The organism is Neolewinella aquimaris (assembly GCF_014197245.1).
Lineage (GTDB): Bacteria > Bacteroidota > Bacteroidia > Chitinophagales > Saprospiraceae > Neolewinella > Neolewinella aquimaris.
Genome location: NZ_JACIFF010000003.1, coordinates 307,522 through 326,123 on the forward strand (window position 1 = coordinate 307,522; position 18,602 = coordinate 326,123).

The 18,602-nt window shown below is 58.8% G+C and carries 13 protein-coding genes; 9 read left to right on the forward strand and 4 right to left on the reverse strand.

Annotation, left to right across the window (positions count from 1 at the left end):
• Positions 1-79: 79 nt before the first annotated feature.
• The 5 genes from GGR28_RS07925 to GGR28_RS07945 all read left to right on the forward strand — a co-directional run bounded on the left by GGR28_RS07925 (position 80) and on the right by GGR28_RS07945 (position 5,406).
• Entirely contained in the window at positions 80-1,879 is a 1,800-nt protein-coding gene (locus tag GGR28_RS07925) for a tetratricopeptide repeat protein (RefSeq protein ID WP_183495227.1), read from the forward strand.
• An 87-nt stretch (positions 1,880-1,966) separates the two neighbouring features.
• Positions 1,967-2,551 carry an energy transducer TonB gene (locus GGR28_RS07930; protein ID WP_183495228.1) on the forward strand — a complete coding sequence of 195 codons (585 nt, stop codon included), beginning with the start codon at positions 1,967-1,969 and terminating at the stop codon, positions 2,549-2,551.
• A gap of 255 nt (positions 2,552-2,806) precedes the next feature.
• Positions 2,807-4,207, forward strand: coding sequence for a c-type cytochrome (locus GGR28_RS19320; RefSeq protein ID WP_183495229.1), 1,401 nt, complete (start codon positions 2,807-2,809; stop codon positions 4,205-4,207).
• Positions 4,208-4,274: 67 nt separating this feature from the next.
• Positions 4,275-4,670 (forward strand): 30S ribosome-binding factor RbfA, encoded by a 396-nt coding sequence (rbfA, locus tag GGR28_RS07940; protein ID WP_183495230.1) that lies wholly within the window; start codon positions 4,275-4,277, stop codon positions 4,668-4,670.
• 10 nt (positions 4,671-4,680) lie between these two features.
• The gene (locus GGR28_RS07945; protein ID WP_183495231.1) at positions 4,681-5,406 is read left to right on the forward strand and encodes a rhomboid family intramembrane serine protease; all 726 of its coding nucleotides are present in this window, start codon (positions 4,681-4,683) and stop codon (positions 5,404-5,406) included.
• 298 nt (positions 5,407-5,704) lie between these two features.
• Here the strand turns inward: GGR28_RS07945 and GGR28_RS07950 are convergent, their stop codons facing one another.
• Genes GGR28_RS07950 through GGR28_RS07960 form a run of 3 tightly spaced genes read right to left on the reverse strand, consistent with a single transcriptional unit; the run spans position 5,705 to position 12,228 of the window.
• On the reverse strand, positions 5,705-7,477 hold the full coding sequence (locus tag GGR28_RS07950) for an alkaline phosphatase (protein WP_183495232.1): 1,773 nt from the start codon (positions 7,475-7,477) through the stop codon (positions 5,705-5,707).
• Between the two features lie 28 nt (positions 7,478-7,505).
• Positions 7,506-9,251: a RagB/SusD family nutrient uptake outer membrane protein gene (locus tag GGR28_RS07955; protein ID WP_183495233.1), complete on the reverse strand. Its 1,746-nt coding sequence runs from the start codon at positions 9,249-9,251 to the stop codon at positions 7,506-7,508.
• Positions 9,252-9,270: 19 nt separating this feature from the next.
• Entirely contained in the window at positions 9,271-12,228 is a 2,958-nt protein-coding gene (locus GGR28_RS07960) for a SusC/RagA family TonB-linked outer membrane protein (protein ID WP_183495234.1), read from the reverse strand.
• A 469-nt stretch (positions 12,229-12,697) separates the two neighbouring features.
• Between GGR28_RS07960 and mqnC the strand changes: the two genes are divergently transcribed.
• From mqnC to GGR28_RS07980, 4 genes are all read left to right on the forward strand, one after another.
• Positions 12,698-13,840 carry a cyclic dehypoxanthinyl futalosine synthase gene (mqnC, locus tag GGR28_RS07965; protein WP_183495235.1) on the forward strand — a complete coding sequence of 381 codons (1,143 nt, stop codon included), beginning with the start codon at positions 12,698-12,700 and terminating at the stop codon, positions 13,838-13,840.
• A gap of 12 nt (positions 13,841-13,852) precedes the next feature.
• Positions 13,853-14,563 (forward strand): SAM-dependent methyltransferase, encoded by a 711-nt coding sequence (locus GGR28_RS07970; RefSeq protein ID WP_183495236.1) that lies wholly within the window; start codon positions 13,853-13,855, stop codon positions 14,561-14,563.
• A gap of 126 nt (positions 14,564-14,689) precedes the next feature.
• A complete protein-coding gene (locus GGR28_RS07975; RefSeq protein ID WP_183495237.1) occupies positions 14,690-17,239 on the forward strand; it encodes a protein-disulfide reductase DsbD family protein in 2,550 nt (849 codons plus the stop codon).
• Positions 17,240-17,257: 18 nt separating this feature from the next.
• Positions 17,258-17,962, forward strand: coding sequence for an SCO family protein (locus tag GGR28_RS07980; RefSeq protein ID WP_183495238.1), 705 nt, complete (start codon positions 17,258-17,260; stop codon positions 17,960-17,962).
• A gap of 16 nt (positions 17,963-17,978) precedes the next feature.
• Here the strand turns inward: GGR28_RS07980 and GGR28_RS07985 are convergent, their stop codons facing one another.
• Complete coding sequence (locus GGR28_RS07985; RefSeq protein ID WP_183495239.1) at positions 17,979-18,602, reverse strand: HD domain-containing protein; 624 nt, start codon at positions 18,600-18,602, stop codon at positions 17,979-17,981.

Consider the following 18,602-nt stretch of genomic DNA (forward strand, 5'->3'; position numbering starts at 1 on the left):
CGGGGACGCAGGAGCAGTGAAGGCCGGAAATGCCGGGCGGATTACACCTAATCCGGCGCGACTGCGTTTATCTTGGACTATGCGCAATCTTCTCCTGCTCCTTATTCTCGCTGGCGTGTGCCGGCTTTCCGCCCAGTCCAATCAGCTGGCGCAGCAGTATTTCATGGACGGCGAATACGAAAAATCGGCAGAGCTCTACCTGGCACTGGCCGAGGAGAATTACAATCCGTTCTACTTCGACCGCTACGTGAGCAGCCTCATGAACCTGCAGCGCTACGACGAGGCCGAAGACGCCCTGAAAAAGCAGATCAAACGCATGCCCGACGAGCTCGCGCTACGGGTCAAGTACGGACAGCTGCTCGAACAAAAATTTGACGCGCCGGCGGCCGAAAAGCAGTACCGGGAAGCCATCAAAAGCCTGAAGGGCGACCACATCCAGATCACCCAACTGGCCAACGCCTTCATCGTCCTGACCAAGTACGAATACGCCATCGAAACCTACGAGCGCGGCGATAAGCTGTTGAAGGGAAACGTGTCGTTCGCCTTTAACCTCGGTGACCTGTACCGCCGGAAGGGAGACGTGGAACCCATGATTTCCAACTACCTCGATGCGCTGGTCGAGGATCCCCGCCGGGGCCGCAACGTGCAGACCTACTTTCAACGCTACCTCGACAGTGAGGGCCTGGAGGAGGCCCAAAAGCAGTTGTACGCCCGGATTCAGGAGGACCGCAAGGACAATCCCGTATACCCCGAAATGCTCGGTTGGATCCTCATTCAGCGCAAAGACTACAAGGGTGCCCTACGGCAAGCGCGGGCCCTGGATAGGAAGCTTAGCGAGAATGGAGAACGGGTGTTCGACATCGGGACCCTGGCCTCGAATGCCAGCGACTACGAGACGGCCATCGCCGCCTTCGACTACATCGTGGAGAATAAGGCACCCGCCTCCCCCTATTACCTGGAGGCCAAGCGGGAAGGTCTGCTGACCCGCCGCCGGGCGATCACGAACGGTTACGCCTACACCGAAGACGATCTGCGAATTCTCGAAACCGCCTACCTGGAATTTCTGGGTCAGTTCGGTAACAACCCGGCCTCGGCCCGCATCGCGATCCAACTGGCGGAACTTGAAGCCCTTTACCTCAATGACCTCCCCAAAGCAACGGAGATTCTCCTTCGTATTGTCGAGCTCAACGGCGTGGAGGAAAACGTACGCGCCCGTGCCAAGATCGCCCTGGCAGACTACTACCTGATGCAGGGAGAAGTATGGGAGTCGACGCTGTTGTACAGTCAGGTTGACAAGCAATTTAAGGAGGATTTGTTGGGGCACGAAGCTCGCTTCCGCAACGCCCGCCTCAGCTACTTTCGGGGCGATTTCGAGTGGGCGCAGTCGCAGTTTGACGTGCTCAAAGCCTCTACCTCCCGCCTCATCGCCAATGATGCCCTCGACCTGTCGGTCTTCATAATGGATAATCTCGGTCTCGATACCAGTGCCGTTGCCCTACAGACCTACGCCGATGCCGAACTGCTTACGTTTCAGAACCGATTCGACGAAGCCTTCGCCACCCTGGATAAGTTAGTCGATGACTTTCCCGGTCATGATCTGGAGGATGATGTGGTTTACCTCCGCGGCCGCCTGTACCACAAACTCCGGAAGTACGATGAGGCTGCCGGGCAGTACCAAAAAGTCATCGACAACTACCCTAAGAGTATCCGCCTCGACAACGCCCTTTTCGCCCTGGCCGGGCTTTACGAAAATCAGCTCGACGACAAGGCCAAGGCACAACAGCTATACGAAACCCTTTTTATCGACTACAGCAACAGCATTTTGGCGGTGGAGGCCCGTAAAAAATACCGGGAGTTGAGGGGGGATCCGGTACAGTGAGGGGGTGAACGAGGAATGAAGGATTGAGGGGTGAGGGGCATTGACAAACTCAGTTCCATGCGTTAACTTTGGTAAAACGCCTCTACCATGAATACCTTCGGTCTGAACTCCCGCTTTTTTGCCGCCGGCATGGTACTTACCCTCCTGCTATCCATGCTGGCTTGGGGATTTCGGCAGGCACCCGAAGCGGCCAGGGAAACCCTACGCCAGGATACCAGGTACGGGCACGAAAGACGGGCAATGGAGATCTACTTCAACGGCAGCGGGCGGGAGTGTGGCGATATTTCCGTACAACGGCCCCGCCTGCCTCCAAAAGAAAAGTTGTCCCTACCGATCTATCCGGGATGCGAAGATGAAGCCGGCTACGAAGACCGGGTATTCTGTGGGATCAAGCGGTTCTCCACCTTCATCGAAACGAACAGAGTCCATCCCAAGGGTTCCGCCCGCGAGCAAGTAATCGTATCCTTCAAAATTAACAAGTCCACCGGATTGATGGAAGCGCTGCAGGTTCGCCGGTGCAAGGATCACCGCAACGGACAAGAAGCCCTGCGGGTACTTAATCTGCTCGTAGAACGAAAGGTGCGCTGGTCACCAGCCACTAAGCGTGGCGAACCCTTCGACATAGAACTGGGCATACCCGTAAGTTTCCACGGAGCACGCTGCGGAGAATAACGGTTCGCGGCGTCCCACCGCGGTCTCATGGTTCGTGGCGTCCCGCCGCGGTTGTCAGTGATTTATCTCGCACCAGAGGCCCCTCGACCTTTTTGGCGCGGCTCAAAATCCGCGAATAAATCTGCGCCCTCCGCGTAATCCGCGGTTGAACCTATCTCGGACCGAAGGCCCCTCAACCTGAAACGCCCATACTCAACCCGCAACGAAAACGAAAATTCGCTGTTTAACCGGCACGACCTACCCTTAATAAGCCACGTGCGTAAACTATTCGTTTTTCTGGCGTTCGCCCTTCTGGTGGCGTGCAATAAATACATGCCCCTTACGGAGGTGGAGCCCGTCAGCGATGCTCCCTGGAAATCGCAGGTCATCCCCGCTAGTCCTCAGCCGGAAGGAGGCGATCCGGTGGCCGGACTGGATTACCTCATCCACGGCGACTACATCGGCAGTGGCGTACCCATGGCCATAATGCGGAAGCAGGCACCGACAATGCCGCAGGACAGTCTGTATCCCCGCAATGCACTGAATGAAGGAATGCCCTACTTCATGACCGCTTTTCTGGCCCCCAACGGTGCGGAGACGGTCAATGGAAATTGCTTCACCTGCCATTCGGGAGAGGTGGACGGACAACTCGTACTGGGATTGGGAGATAGCTGGTCCGACTACGAAAAAAGCATGGTCGTGATGGGGCAGGGCATGCGCATCGGTATGGGCCTGAAGTACAAAAAGGAAGACCCCGAAGTGGCGGCATTCAAGGATTTCGGTCGCTACTTCAAGGTGATGGCACCGAAGATCAAAACCACGCAACCCGGTGCCAACCCGGCCTTTCGCCTGGCGGAAGCGTGCATGATGCACCGTGATCCCGAGGATCTTACCTACGTAGACGAGCCGCAGTACGAGATGTGGGACTACAACATCGCCACCGATACCCCGCCCCTCTGGAACGTCAAGAAGAAAAATGCGCTCTATTATAATGGCATCGGCCGGGGCAGCATGCCTAAATTGCTACTCCAGGCCAGCGTACTTGGCGTGCCGGACAGCACCCACAGCCGCAAATCGGTGGAAGCCTTTAAGGACGTGTATGCCTGGTTGCAGACTTTGGAACCCCCTGCCTACCCCGGTGAGGTGGATGAGGTAATGGCCAGGGAAGGTGAATTACTCTTCAACGACAAGTGCGCCGGTTGCCACGGTACTTACGGTGCGGAAGAAACCTATCCAAACAAGGTGATTCACCTCGACGTAGTAAAGACCGATCGCCTCTACGCTGATTACATCCGCCAATCGGGGATTGTCGAGTGGTACAACAAGAGCTGGTTTGCCACCAGTGAGCCGAAATCTTATTTCCAGCCAACGGATGGGTACGTGGCACCCCCACTAGACGGCATCTGGGCCTCCGCTCCCTACCTGCACAATGGGTCGGTACCCACGATCTATGAGCTGCTGGACAGCAAGAGCCGCCCCGACCGTTGGACGCGGAGTGGCGACACCAAAGCCTACGACCACGAAAGACTCGGTTGGCTGTATGATCCGGAACCGAAAAATAAGCAGTGGACCTTTGACACCACGGTACCGGGATACGGAAACGGCGGCCACACTTTCGGCGATAAACTGAGCGATCGGGAGCGGTGGGCGGTAGTGGAATATCTTAAAACCCTGTAAGCTCCCTCCCGAGCAACCTATCTTTAAGTGTCAGCGTTGCCTTGTACCAACCAAAAAACCTTTCCCCATGGAATCCAAACGACAACGGCAGGTCGCCGAACTCATTAAGCGCAACTTCAGCATCGTGCTCCAGCAGGAAGGATCGTACATCTACGGTGCTCAGCCCCTGGTCACGGTGATGGACGTACAGGTCAGCCCCGATCTGAGCGTAGGCAAAGTGTACCTCAGCATCTGGAATACCGACAACAAACAGGCCGTGATCCTGCAAATGGACGAGGAGCATTCCCGTCTGAAAAGTGCGCTGGCCCATCGCCTGAAGCGTCACCTCCGCCGCTTACCCGATCTCTCCTACTTTATGGACGAGACCCTCGATGAGATGAATAAGGTCGACACCATCTTCGAGCGCCTTTACTCCGACGATCAAATGCCCGAGGGCCAACAGGCCGGTAAGCGCGACGAATAAGTCTCACGCCATGCTCAGCAAACGCAACCTCAAGAACGTCATTAAATGGCCCCTCGGGCTGCTGGCACTAATGTGGGTTGTGTTTGTGATCGACTATTACCTCACCGGCGGCCTGCTGAGCGCCTACTATGGCCTCCACACGCGGGAGCTGGCCGGGGTGCCGGGAATCGTGCTATCCCCTTTTTTCCACGGCAGCTGGGGTCACCTGCTCAGTAACAGCGTGCCCTTCATTTCCCTGACGGGCCTGCTGGTGTTTTTCTACCCACGGCTATGGCCCCGCGTTCTGGCTTCCCTGTGGATCGGCACCGGGGCACTCGTTTGGGTGCTCGGACGGCACGTGACCCACATCGGTGCCAGTGGAGTGGTGTACGCGCTAGCAGCATTCCTCGCCTTTAGCGGCATCTTCCGGCGCGATTTTCGGGCGGTAGCGGTGTCGCTGCTTGTCCTGTTTTACTACGGCGGTATGATCGTCGGCATCCTTCCCGGTCAGGAGGGCGTAAGTTGGGAAAGTCACCTGCTCGGTCTGGTGATGGGCATTTTCGGCGCCTATGTCTATCGCTCGGAGCTGGAGGAGCACGAGGTCAAAGCCCGCCAGAAGAAGATCACCCGCGAAACCCGGAAGAAGGAACCCTTCCTAAAGGAGGACGCCTTCAATAAAACCAAGAAGGAGCGCGAAAACGAAGCCTTCTGGGAAAAACTAAAGGAACTCAGTGAGCGGGAGCGACTGAAACGGTAGGCGTCGGCCAAGACAAGTCGTCGGCCGACCGAGGCACGAGGCTCGTCCGCCGACTGGACGCGTGCTTGAAAAATCGTAACCTTCAATAATGGTCCTACCTCTAAATGGTCCTGCCCCTACTCGGCGGACGACTTGTAGTCGGCCGACGAGGGGGCAGTCGTCGGCCGACCGAGGTACGAGGCTCGTCCGCCGACTGAGGGAAATTCGGACACCCCGTTGGACGGTGTAGGCCCGGTGGATGGGTGAGGTAACGGCTCCTCAGGGACTTCTCTGCTCCTGCGCGCCGCCGCCCGCTTCCCTACTTTTCGATTCCGAGAACAGCCATGATGCGGTGGAAGATCTCCGTGTTCTCGAATACGCCGGTGAATGCGTGAGCGCCGGGGCCATAGGCGAATAGGGGGACCATCGTGCCTGAATGATCGACGCTCAGAAAATCGGCCCGCACTTCGCCTTCCGTGGAGCCGCCCGCAATGCCTAGTCCACCGGTTTCGTGGTCGGCGGTGACGATCACCAGGGTTTGGCCGTCGGTATCGGCAAATCGGAGGGCCTCGCCAATCGTACGGTCGAAATCGAGCATTTCGGTGACGATGGTCGAGATTTCGTTTGCGTGGCCGCCGTTGTCGATTTGGGCACCCTCGATCAGGAGGAAGAAGGGGCGTTCATCTGCACCCAGGACCGAAAGGGCTTTGGCTACGCTCCCGGGTAGGAAAGCACCGCGGCCGTCTGCCATTGCCGGCATTTTGTCGGTGCCGTTGAGAATGGCCACGGGATGGTCCAGGGTTTCGAACCGATCCAGCGAGGTAGGGGTAAAGCGGCCGCTAATGGCTTTTTCCAGCGATTGTCCGCCGGAGATGAAGAACGAGAGGTCGCTCCGGATTAGATCGCCAAGGATTTTTTCGGAATCGTCCCGTTCCGGCGTGTGGGCGTAAAAGGCGGCGGGGGTGGCCCCGGCAATCCCGTCGGTGGTGATGACGCCCGTCCGGTAATTGTGGGCGCTGAGCTGCTCGACGAGCGATAGCAACGGCCGACCGGCGGTGTCGACTCCGATGGCGCGATTGTTCGTCTTTACTCCCGTTGCCATGGCGGTGCCGGCCGCGGCCGAATCGGTAACGGGGTCATCGGCCGCTGCGGTACTCACCAGGCCGATGTGTTTGAGGCTGGTGAGTGACAGTTCTCCCCCGTTAGCCATGCGGGCCGCTGAAATTTGCGCCAGCCCGTTGCCGTCACCGATCATGAGGATGATGTTTCGGGGAGATGCGGAAGCGTCGATCTCGTATTGGGGAGCATAGGGTGCAAAGGGGGGACGCGCCGCGTAAGTATGTTGGTTTAGCTTGTTGAGAAAGGCCCGGGCCGCCGTGGGCTGGTCGGTGTTGATGTAATCTAGCCCAAGACGGGCAAAGCTCGCCCAGGCCGTTTTAGTGTCAGGAGTGGCCCAGAAGCGGAAGGGGGCGCCGGTGCTTTGGGCTAGCTGGATGACCGAATCCACGCGGGCCAGATCACGGGCGGTCATTCTGCCGTAGCCGTTCCAGACGGAGTAGCTGCGGAAGCTCTGACTGATCATGGCCACTTTGGCCAGGTCTACCCGGTCGAGATCATCCAGGTTCTGGTGATCGAAATAGATAAAGTCCGGGTAGTTGGGATAATCTTCCGGAGGTGGGCGGTTGCCGGAAATGATGAAGGTGACCTTACCGTCACGGGTCAGACTGGAGTATGCATTAATAGCGGCAATCACGCGATCCAGGGTAGCGTAGGCTTCGGTTTTAAGGTCGATGAGCAGCCGGACGGGGCGAAGTCTTTCCGTTTCCGTCAAGCGGTCGAGTTCTTCCAGGTAGGTATTGGAGAAGGTTCTGGTGGGGTCGATCTCTTGACGGGCGTGGGCGACGTACAGGGTGTCGTTTTGTAGCACCAGATCCACCTCGATCGAGGCGGCACCGCTGCTGTACGCAAGCCAGAAGGGCACTTCCTGGAGGTAGTCGTTGTGGGAGTGGACCCGGTATTCGGCCTGTGCGAGCAGGGGGGTGGTAGCCAGGAGGAGCAGGCCTGCGATCAGCCAGTGGTGGGTAAGTGTCATGAATATGCCGGTATCGCGCCTAAGGTAGCTAGTAGCCGGCGTTCTGGGACAGGTACCCCGGAGTGTTCGATGCGCCGTCGATGGCCGACTGCGGAATGGGGAACAGTCGATTCATGGGGTCGTTGTCGGTTTTTTCGGTCCAGGTGTCCTCGTACCGCCCGAAGCGGATCTGGTTCGTACGGCGCAGGCCCTCCCAGTAAAATTCGAACCCGAGTTCCCGGAAGAGGATATCCAGATCGACGGAGGCCAGGGCTTCCGGTACCGGTTCGCGGGCCGTACGCGACGTCCTGACGGTATTGACGTCCGCCAGGGCAGCCTCGGCGTTGCCCATTCGTAGTTGGGCCTCGGCCCGCATCAGGTACATTTCCGCCAGACGCATGAGTACGATGTCGATGCTGCTGAAGTTGTTGGCATTGGGGGAGGTGCGGCTGAACTGGTACTTCGAAACCCGGTATCCCTTGGAGTGCAGCCGGCCCTCGTTGGTGTAGTCGATCTGAAGTTCGTGGTTCACGTACCCCACGTCGCGGTCGGGGCCGTTGCCCTTGATCTGAATCACGGGATAGATGCGGTAGACGTTGTCGTTGCCGTCGCAGCGCAGGAACGCGCCGTTTTCGTCCTTCCGCGGCCCCCAAATGATGCCCCGGATAATGCCCCGGTCGAATTCGTATTCCTCCGGCGTCGTGCAGTAGTAATGGTCTTCGTCGTTGGCCGGCGACAGGCCGGTAAGATCACGCAGCTCGTCCGGAATTTTCTGGTTCTGCATGTAGAAGCGGGCGTCGGCTTCGGCCGGGTCCACCGAGTAAGCATCTTCCCAGGTCCGGTAAAAATCGGGCGTGATGGCCGGACCGTCGGTGCCGTCCGAGCTGGGGAATTCGGGGCGGCCCCACAGAGATCCCGCCAGCGACCAGTACGTCCAGCGACTGTGTTCCCGTTCCAGCACGCCGCGCTGGTCGAGGGCGAAGATCAGTTCCCTGTTGCTGTTGTTGTCGTCGTCGAACAGTTTGAAGTACTCCGGGGAGAGGTCGTACAGGCCGGAGTTGATGACGTTGGAGGTGTATTCGATCACCTTGCTCAGGTCCTCATCCTGAAAGTTTGGCGTACCGTAGGGGTCGCGGTACACGGCGGCGTTGAGGTGCAGGCGGGCCAGGAAGCCATAAACGGCGGTCTGCGTCATTCGACCCGATCCGAGGTCCGTATTGATCACATCGACCACGGAGAGAAACTCGCTCGCGATGTAGTCCACCGCATCCTGTCCGCGCAGAATTTCCGAGGTCTCGAGGGAAACTTCCTTTTTAAAGATCAGTCCCCAGCTGTCGAGCATGAGCATGTTGAGGTAGCCGCGCAGGGCGATCATTTCGTAGAGCGCGCTTTCGGCCTGGCTGTTGCCCACGTCGACCAGCGGGCGCAGGGTTTCGATGGCGGTGAGGGTGCGCGAGATGTTGCGGGTGAGCTCGTTCCAGGAGCTGCTGACCAGATCGTTGGTGGGGGTGATGTTGTGGCTGTGCACCGCGAGGAACTTGCCGCCGTCGAACCAGTCCGTGCCGCCCCGGTGGGGCAGGATCGCCTCGTCGGAGGCGATGAGCTGTAAGCCGTAGTAGTTGGTGTGTCGCCAGGTCCAGGAAACCTGCCCGTAGGCAGGGGCAATAGCACCGCTGATGGTTTCCGCCAGGCCGCTGCCGGTAAAGGATTCGTCCAGTACTTCTTCCTTCAGATCGGTGCACCCACTTAGTAGGCTCAGGAAAGCGATCAACAGGGTATATCGGAGGGTAGTCATGATGTTGCGCTTGGGGAAGTTAGAAAGTGACGTCAACGGAGAAGAGGAAGGTGCGGCCCCTCGGGTAGCTGAAGTAGTCGATGCCGAAGGTCTGGATGTCGCCGACGGAACTGCCGGTGTTGATCTCCGGATCGAAGCCGGAATAGTCAGTGAACAGCAGCAGGTTCTGCCCGGTGATGGACAGCCGAATGTTCCTTACGGCCTGCCCGATGCCGAGCCGGTCCAGATCAAAATTGTAGCCGAGGGTGGCGTTGTTAAGTCGGAGGAAGTCACCGTTTTCGAGGTAGCGGGTGGATACCCGGTTGGAGTTCGATACGTCCTCGTTGGGGTACTGTACCGCCAGGTCGGTGGTGTTGAGGGAGTTGGCCAGATTGCCTTTATTGAAGATGGACAGGGCCACGTGGTTAAATATCTTGTTACCTCCGACGCCGTTAAAATTGATGCCCAGGTCGAAATTGCGGTAGGCGAAGTCAAAGTTCATCGCGTAGATGTAGGTCGGCAGGGCCGTGCCCGCGGAGAAGCGGTCGTTGTCCAGAATCTCCCCGTCGCCGTTGAGGTCGGCGAATAGGTTTAGGCCATCCTCTCCTATGCCCAGGAAGTCCTGCACGAAAAAGGTGCCGATGGGCTCGCCGTTCAGGACGCCATTGACCGTAGCGCCGGTCTGTCCGGCCCCGATCACCGAACCGGTGGTGAGGATGCTGTAGGGGGAGTTGCGCACCTCGTTGCCGGTGATGGAGATGTTGCCACCGATCCCGAAGACGAAGTCCCGGGCCTCGTCGCTGCTGTAGTTCAGGGCCAGTTCTACCCCGGTATTCCGGATCTCCATATTCGGAATGTTGGTCCAGAACTTGTCGACGGGTTGGATGGGGTCGACCGGCGCGACTTCGAGCAGGATGTTCTCCGATACTTTATTGAAGACGTCGACATTGCCGGTCAGGCGGTAGTTGAACAACGCGAAGTCCAGCCCGACGTTGGCCTGGGTGGACACCTCCCACTGGATATCGGGATTGGCCAGGCGGGTATAGATGGAGCCGTACGGGTAGCCGCTGAGGTCGGTAGCATTCGGGTCGAGGGGGTAAGTGTCGTTGTTGCTGTTGCTTTCCGTGAAGCTGGCCTGGGTGATCTTCGCGGGAATCTCCTGGTTGCCCGTCTGCCCCCAACTGCCGCGCAGCTTCAGCATCGTGAGCACCTTGCTGGAGGCCAGGAAGTCTTCGTTGGTCAGGTTCCAGCCTATGGCGACGGAGGGGAAATAGCCGTATTTGTTGTTGGCCCCGAATTTGGAGGAGCCGTCCGCCCGCATGGTGAGGGTGATCAGGTACCTATCGTCGAAGCCATAATTGACCCGGCCGAAGAAGGATTGCAGTTCGTTGATCGTGGCGGAGGCGGACTGCCGCGTTGGCTCGCTCGCTGCGCCTACCTGATAGCGGGGCTCTACCCCGTTGTTCGGAAAACCGGCGGTGAAGAATCCCTTCCGGGCCACCTCAATCTGTTGGTAGGTATGTCCGGCCAGGAGGGACACGTCGTGAGCGCCCCGGTCCCAATCGTAGGTCAGGGTGTTTTCGGTCTGGGTATTGGTGTTCGTGGTATTGTACGAATCCAGGCTGCCCAGGTCGAAGTCGGCAATGCTGGGGTACGGCATGTACTGCACGTCGCGATTCGTGAGGGAGTAGTCCACGCCGATGCTGAAGCGGTAGGTGAGCCCGTCAACGATTTCGAGGGAGGGAGCGATGTTGGCCAGGATGCGGTTGTTCAGGGAGACATCGTCGTAGATGCGCTCCCGGACGAGGGGGTTGATGTTATCGCCGACCAGGTCGGGCAGGTCGCCGTCCGTCCCGCTCGGGAAGGTCGGGTTGAGCTGTAGCATATCCGTTACCACCGAATTGGAGTTGGGCCGGCGGTTGCTGAAGCGGGTGGCGGAAAAATTCAGGGCTACGTTCAGGCGATCATTCAGTGCTTTTTGGGTCATGTTCAATCGTCCGGAGTACCGCTGCAGGTCGTTGTTGCGCAGCAGCCCTTCCTGGTCTTCGGCGGAAAACGAAGCGAAGTAACTGCCGCTACCCGCACCGCCGCTCAGGGAGAGGTTGACGCGGTGGGTGTTGGCGGTACGGGTCAGGTCTTCCTGCCAGTTCGTATTCGCACCGCCGTCGTTGAGGATGCCGCCGATGGCCCGGATCTGGTTGCGGAATTCATCGGCGGAAAACACGTCGATCTGGTGGGCCAGGGAGGTCACCGCGGCGGAGGCCGAAACGTTGATCTGAGACTGTCCGGCCCGCCCCTTCTTCGTCGTGATCACGATCACCCCGTTGGCCGCCCGGGCGCCGTAGATCGCCGCGGCGGAAGCGTCCTTCAGGACGTCGATGCTTTCGATGTCGGCTGGGTTGATGAAGTTGAGCGGGTTGGTCGGTACGCCGTTGCCCGAGTTATCCAGCGCAAAGCCATCTACTACGAACAGGGGAGTGGTACCCGAACGCAGACTCCCCACCCCGCGGATGATGATGTCCTGGGCCGCCCCCGGCTCTCCGCTCGCCGCCGTGACGTTCACCCCCGCGACCTTGCCCTGCAACAGCTGGCCGGGGTTGACGACCACGCCCTTGTTGAAGTCCTTATCGTTGACGGAGGCGATGGATCCCGTTACGTCCGAGCGTTTGCTGGTTCCGTAGCCGACGACTACCACCTCATCAAGTTGGGTGGCATCCTCTTCCAGCACGATGTTCAACGGGCTGTCGCCCTCTACTTCGACTTCCTGCGCCTCCATCCCGATGTAGGTAAAGCGCAGCACGTCGCCAATTTGTGCCGGCAGACTGAAGCGACCGTCGACATCCGTTACGGTACCGGCGCCGGAGGTGGGTATGCTGACGGTTACGCCCGTAAGCGGTTGATTATCAAGATCGGTTACGGTACCGGTAACCGTGGTCTGCGCCTGAACGGACGCCAATGCACCAAAGAGAAGCGCATAGAGTAGGAGCTGGAGTTTCATGTGCGTGTATAGTGAGTTGCGCGGCCGCAATAATTCTGGTGATTAAACGGTAACAGGAAGGTATGAAAATAAAATCCAAGCGGCAGCACCGATTTATTGGGAATTTTATTGATAAATCCAAATTTTGTTCTAATCCTGATTGTTCATCCCGTGCCCCCACTCGGCGGATGACTTGTAGTCGGCCCACGAGATGTCGTCGGCCGACCGAGGCACGAGGCTCGTCCGCCGACTAGGTAGGTAATTTCAACGTTATCCTTGCCCCTACTCGGCGGACGACTTGTAGTCGGCCGGCGAGTAGGTCATCGGCCGACCGAGGCACGAGGCTCGTCCGCCGACTGGAGTAGGAATGTTCAATGTTTACCCTGCCCTACTCGGCGGACGACTTATAGTCGGCCGACGAGGGGGCAAACTTTCAGTAAAAAATGAAAGTACCCAGACAACTACCCTCCCCCTCGACCGTTTTCCCGGTATGAACACTGCCGAACTGCTGGAAAAGGGGCTCAACCGCGAATGGCTCACCGCCGAGGAAGGGGTATGGCTCCTGGAAAATGCCGCGACCGCCGAGCTGATGTACGTAGCCAACCGGCTGCGCTTCGAGTCGGTGCCGGAGCAGACCGTAACGTGGATCATCGACCGCAACAGCAATACGACCAACGTCTGTATCGCCAACTGTAAGTTCTGCAATTTCTACCGGCGGCCCGGTCACGAAGAGAGCTACATCACCAGCATCGAGGAGTACAAGCAGAAGATCGAAGAGACCTTTGCCTTCGGCGGCGAGCAGCTCCTGTTGCAGGGCGGCCACCACCCCGATCTGGGACTGAAATTCTACTGCGACCTGTTCAGTGAATTGAAATCGCTGTACCCCCAACTAAAATTACACGCCCTCGGCCCCCCGGAGATCGCCCACGTGGCCAAGCTGGAGGGTATGAGTCACTACGACGTTTTGAAGGCACTCAAGGAGTCCGGACTCGACAGCCTCCCCGGCGCCGGGGCGGAAATCCTAAGCGACCGGGTACGCCGCCTAATCTCCAAGGGTAAGTGTGGTGGAGAAGAATGGCTCGACGTTATGCGCGCTGCCCATAAGCTCGACATCACGACCTCGGCAACGATGATGTTCGGCCACATCGAGACGAACTGGGAGCGTATGGACCACCTCGTGCGCATGCGGCAGGTGCAGAGCGAAAAGCCGGCCGACGCCAAGGGTTTTTTGGCCTTCATCCCGTGGCCATTCCAGGATGAGGATACCATACTTAAAAAGATCAAACGTGCCCGCAATACGGTGACCGGCGATGAGTACATCCGCATGATCGCCCTCAGTCGCATCATGCTGCCCAACGTGACCAACATTCAGGCGAGCTGGCTGACGGTCGGCAAGCAGGTGGCGCAAATTTGTCTGCACGCCGGCGCGAACGACTTCGGCTCCATCATGATCGAGGAGAACGTAGTGAGCGCCGCCGGAGCCCGCTGGCGCTTTACGGCCGACGGCATTCAGGAAGCCATACGGGAAGCCGGCTTCCGTCCGCAGCTCCGTACCCAGCAGTACGAATACCGGGAACTGCCCCAGAACATCCGCCAGCAGGAGCTCAACCGGGCCGAGCTGATCGTGGACTAGTACTTTTGGGCCATGACCGGCACCCTTTACCTCATTCCCTCCACCCTCGGACCGGGGGCCATCGACACCATCCCCGAACGTACCCTGGCGATCACACGCCGGATCAAGCACTTCGTAGTCGAAACCGGAAAGGTGGCCCGTGCCTTCCTTAAAGAAGTAGAACTCGACCACCGCCTGCAGGAATGCACTTACTACGAGCTCAATAAGCGTACCCGCGACCATGAGTTACCGGCCTTTCTGGAAGCCGCGCTCGGGGGGCAAGATGTAGGCCTGCTCTCCGATGCCGGAGCGCCGGGGGTGGCCGACCCCGGGTCAAGACTGGTGCTGTTGGCCCACCGGACGGGCGTTCGGGTGGTTCCGCTGGCGGGGCCGTCCGCCATACTGCTGAGTTTAATGGCTGCCGGGTTGAACGGCCAGTCGTTTACCTTTCACGGCTACCTGAGTCCCAAACGCCCGCAACTCGCCAAAGACCTGCGCCGCCTCGAAGCCGACAGTCGCCGCAATAAGCAGACCCAGCTCTGGATCGAAGCACCCTACCGCAACCAGGCCACCATCGAAACCGCCGTGGAGGCACTTTCGTCAACAACCCTGTTTTCCGTCGCCGTGGACCTGACAACGGACACGGAGTGGATCCACACGGCACCCATTGCGGACTGGGGCGGGGACGCAGGAGCAGAGATTCAGAAACGGCCGGCCATGTTCCTGCTCCTTGCGCCAATGTAAAAGTCCTGCAAGGAAACCGGCGATTTTCGGGGGGAAAGCCATCCGCTACTAACCCGACATAACTACCCGGGCGGACACGGCGTTATCTTCATCATCCTTCGTCTTACCACGGTAAATTGTTTTCCCATGGCGTTACGCCTGACTCTGCTGTTCAGTCTGCTTTCCGTTACCCTGTTCGCCCAGTTTGCCAGTCCGATCTCCTGGACCTTCGAGCAACGGGCCCTGGGCGAGGACCGCTTCGAGCTGATCGCCACGGCAACTGCGGAAGACGGCTGGGCCATTTACAGTCAGCATACGGACGACGGTGGGCCCGTGCCGACCACCTTCTACTGGACGGAAGGCGACCACTACGAACGGATCGGCGAGGTAGAGGAATCCGGTCACCGCAAGGAGGGAATGGACGAGCTGTTCGGCGTAAACGTGATCAAGTACCTGAGCGACGAGCCGGCGATCTTCACCCAGACCGTCCGGGTGACTGATTACACGACGCCCATCACCGGTGAGGTGGAATTCATGTGCTGCGACGACGAGCAGTGCCTGCCGCCGACGACCGAGGAGTTTGCTTTTAGCCTGAGTCCGCCGGCACCTGCGGCCCCGCCCAAAGAAGCGACGGCTGTCCCTGTAGTGCCGGAAGAAGTAGCACCCGCCGCCGCCCCCACTGAAGTGAACGACCAACCGCAGGAGGAAGTGCTGGCCACCTACACCGCCGCTACGCCCGCGCCGACCGAGAACGAGCCGGTAGCCTGGGAACTGCGCGTCGAAACGCTGGAGGGAAGCCGTTACCGAATATCCATGACCGGCACCATGATCGACGACTGGACCGTGTACAGCACCACCGTCGACCCGGAGATCGGGCCCATCCCGACCGAACTGGTAATCGACGAGGGCAGCGGGGTGACGGCCATCGGGGAGGTCACCGAAACTTCCGCTACCCTCAAGAAAAAATACGATACAACCTGGGAGGCCGTGGTGAGTAAGATCGACGGAGGCAACGTCACGTATTCCCAGGTTGTGCAACTAGAAGGGGATGCAACGGTGAGTGGGTACCTGACCTACCAGACCTGCAACGACGAAATGTGTCTGCCGCCCCGCGACCTGCCCTTCACCTTCGATCCGGCGGCCGGAGTAGCTACGCTGGACGGAATTGGTGGAGAAGCAGTAACGGATAGTGAGGTATTCGCCGAATCGGGGACCGAAACGGAGGTATGCTTCAACACCGAACCGGCCGGAACGTGCAGCGAGGGGGAGGCCGTGACCCGGGGCAGAAGCCTCTGGGGGGTGTTCGGACTGGGGCTACTGGGCGGACTGTTCGCGCTGATCATGCCCTGCATCTTTCCGATGATCCCGCTGACGGTGAGCTTCTTTACGAAGAGCAGCGGCAGTCGGAGCCAGGGGGTGCAACGGGCGGCCCTCTACGGCTTCTTCATTTTCCTGATATACGTGCTGTTGAGTGTGCCCTTTCACCTAGTGGCGGGCATCGATCCCTCGATTTTGAACAGCATTGCCAGCAACGTCTGGCTGAATTTGGTCTTCTTTGCCGTTTTTCTGGTCTTTGCGGGGAGCTTTTTCGGCTTTTATGAGCTGGTGCTGCCGCAGAGTTGGAGCAATCGCGCCAGTCAGGCCGAGGGGACGGGGGGCGTAACGGGAATTTTCTTCATGGCGCTTACGCTCGCACTGGTCAGTTTTAGCTGTACCGGTCCGATCCTGGGTAGCCTGCTGGTAGAGGCGGTGAGTGATGGTGCTTGGCCCCTAACGGCCGGTATGGCCGGATTCGGGGTGGCACTCGGCTTGCCCTTCGCCCTCTTTGCGGCCTTCCCCGGCGTGATGAACAGCATGCCCAAGTCGGGTGGCTGGCTCAATAGCGTGAAGGTGGTGCTGGGCTTCGTGGAGGTGGCCCTGGCCTTCAAGTTCCTGAGCAACGCCGATCTGGTGGGCGACTGGAACCTGCTGCGCATCGAACCCTTTTTGATCGTATGGATGCTGTGTTCTTTCGGAATTGCGGCTTACCTCTTCGGCTGGATCAGCTTCCCGCACGACAGCAGCAAGCGAAAAGTGGGGCCCGTGGCTGCCATTATTGCCGTTGCCGGCGTACTGTTTACCGCTTACTTAGCCTTCGGGTTTACGACGAATAAAGAAACGGGCAGCTACCAATCTCTCAATCTGCTCAGTGGGATCGCACCGCCGGTGTGTTACAGTTACCTCAATCCCTGTGATTGTCCGCAGGGCATCACCTGTTTTAAGGACCTGGATGCGGGTCTGGCTTACGCGCGTAAGGTGAATAAGCCGGTGATGCTGGACTTCACCGGCTACACTTGCGTCAATTGCCGCAAGATGGAGGAGAACGTCTGGAGCGAGGACCGGATCAACGAGCTTCTGACGGAGGACTTCGTACTCATCAGCCTCTACGTCGACGACCGCAAGGAACTGCCCGAGGCGGAACACCGCGAGGTGGCGCGGCTGGACGGATCGGGGCGTACCCAGAAGATCGATCAGGTGGGGGAGAAGTGGCACTATTTTCAACAGCAGGTTTTCCAGCACGCTACCCAGCCGTACTATGCGCTGGTTTCTCCCGATGGGCAGTTGCTGAATCCGCCGGTCGCCTACACTCCCGACGTGGAGGATTACGAAACATTCCTGCGGTGCGGCTTGTCGACCTTCGAACAGCTTTCCAAATAGGACAGAATACCATTGCGCATGACTTATTTACGCGGCCTTACTTTGCTTGCTGCTCTGACATTGGTCTCCTGTGGGCACGACCACGAAAACGGCGTCGATCCGGAGCATGCTCCGCCCTACCTGCAGCACCATCCGGTCGATTCGGAATCGGGGTATTACCTGACCGACAGCCTGGGCTTTCCGGGCAACCACCCCTTCGATCCGGAAACGGGAGTGGTTTCTCCGGAGCCGGTGCGGACCTGGAAGTACGTCGATCAGTCCAACCGCCCCTTCGGCAGTGAGGACCTGCGGGGTAAGGTGTACGTAGCCGACTTCTTCTTTACTTCCTGCCCGACCATCTGTCCGAAGGTGGCCAGTCAGATGCTGCGGTTAGAGGAAGAATTCGGGGACGATCCTGATTTTCGCCTCGTTTCCTTTACCGTCGATCCGAAGCGCGACACCCCGGAGCGGATGACCGATTATGCCAATAAACTGGGCATTAAGGACATGGATCGCTGGCGCTTCATCTACGGCGACAAGTTCGAAATCTATGATCTGGATGAGGATTACCTGAGCATCGCCATGGAGAACGACGCCGCGCCGGGGGGATTCGATCACAGTGGGTATATCGTACTCGTGGATCGGGAGGGCTTCGTACGGGCCTACGCCAGCGGACTGGTGGAGGAAGAGGTCGATCACTTGATGGAGGACATCCGGCTGCTGCTGGATGAGAAGGCGCGCTAACTAGCCTGAATTCCGATCAGAGATTGCGGAGTTCACGCCAGAGGTTTTCCCGGGCGGGTGTTTCGTATTCCTGGCGGCCCAATTCAGTGTGGTAGATATGCGGCCGATCGAGCAGGTTAGTGAGGGTCTTGATCCGTCCGGTACGGAAGACGAAACCGGGAAACATCCAGAACTCTTTGCGAATGGCGTCGGCATAGCGGTCGTAGCTGATGGGATCGCGCGCCAGTACGGCCAGGTCCAGGTCGTTGAGCAGTGCTTCGTCGCCGTCGTCGTCGGGGGAAGGGCGGTGCTTTTTGGTCGACAAGATGAGCCGGCGACAGCGGTCGATGCGGCCCTCGCTGAGATTACCTTCCCGCCGGAGCATTTTGACCGCGGACTGGGCGCTGCGGGCTTCGTTGTCGGCCCTGGTTGGTTGGTACACGATGTCGTGGTAGATCAGTGCTACTCCAAAGATCAGTGGGTCCAAGGGAAGCGGGTCGGCGCCGGCCGCTGATTGGTGCCGTTTAAGGTGGGTCAGCATCTCATTGAGGTGGTCCAGGTTGTGGTATGGCCGACCCGCGTAGGCACGTCTGATGTTCTTCCAGTCGACCAACGAACTGGACAGTTGAGCCTGCACCTCGAAAAAATACGCTTCGATCAC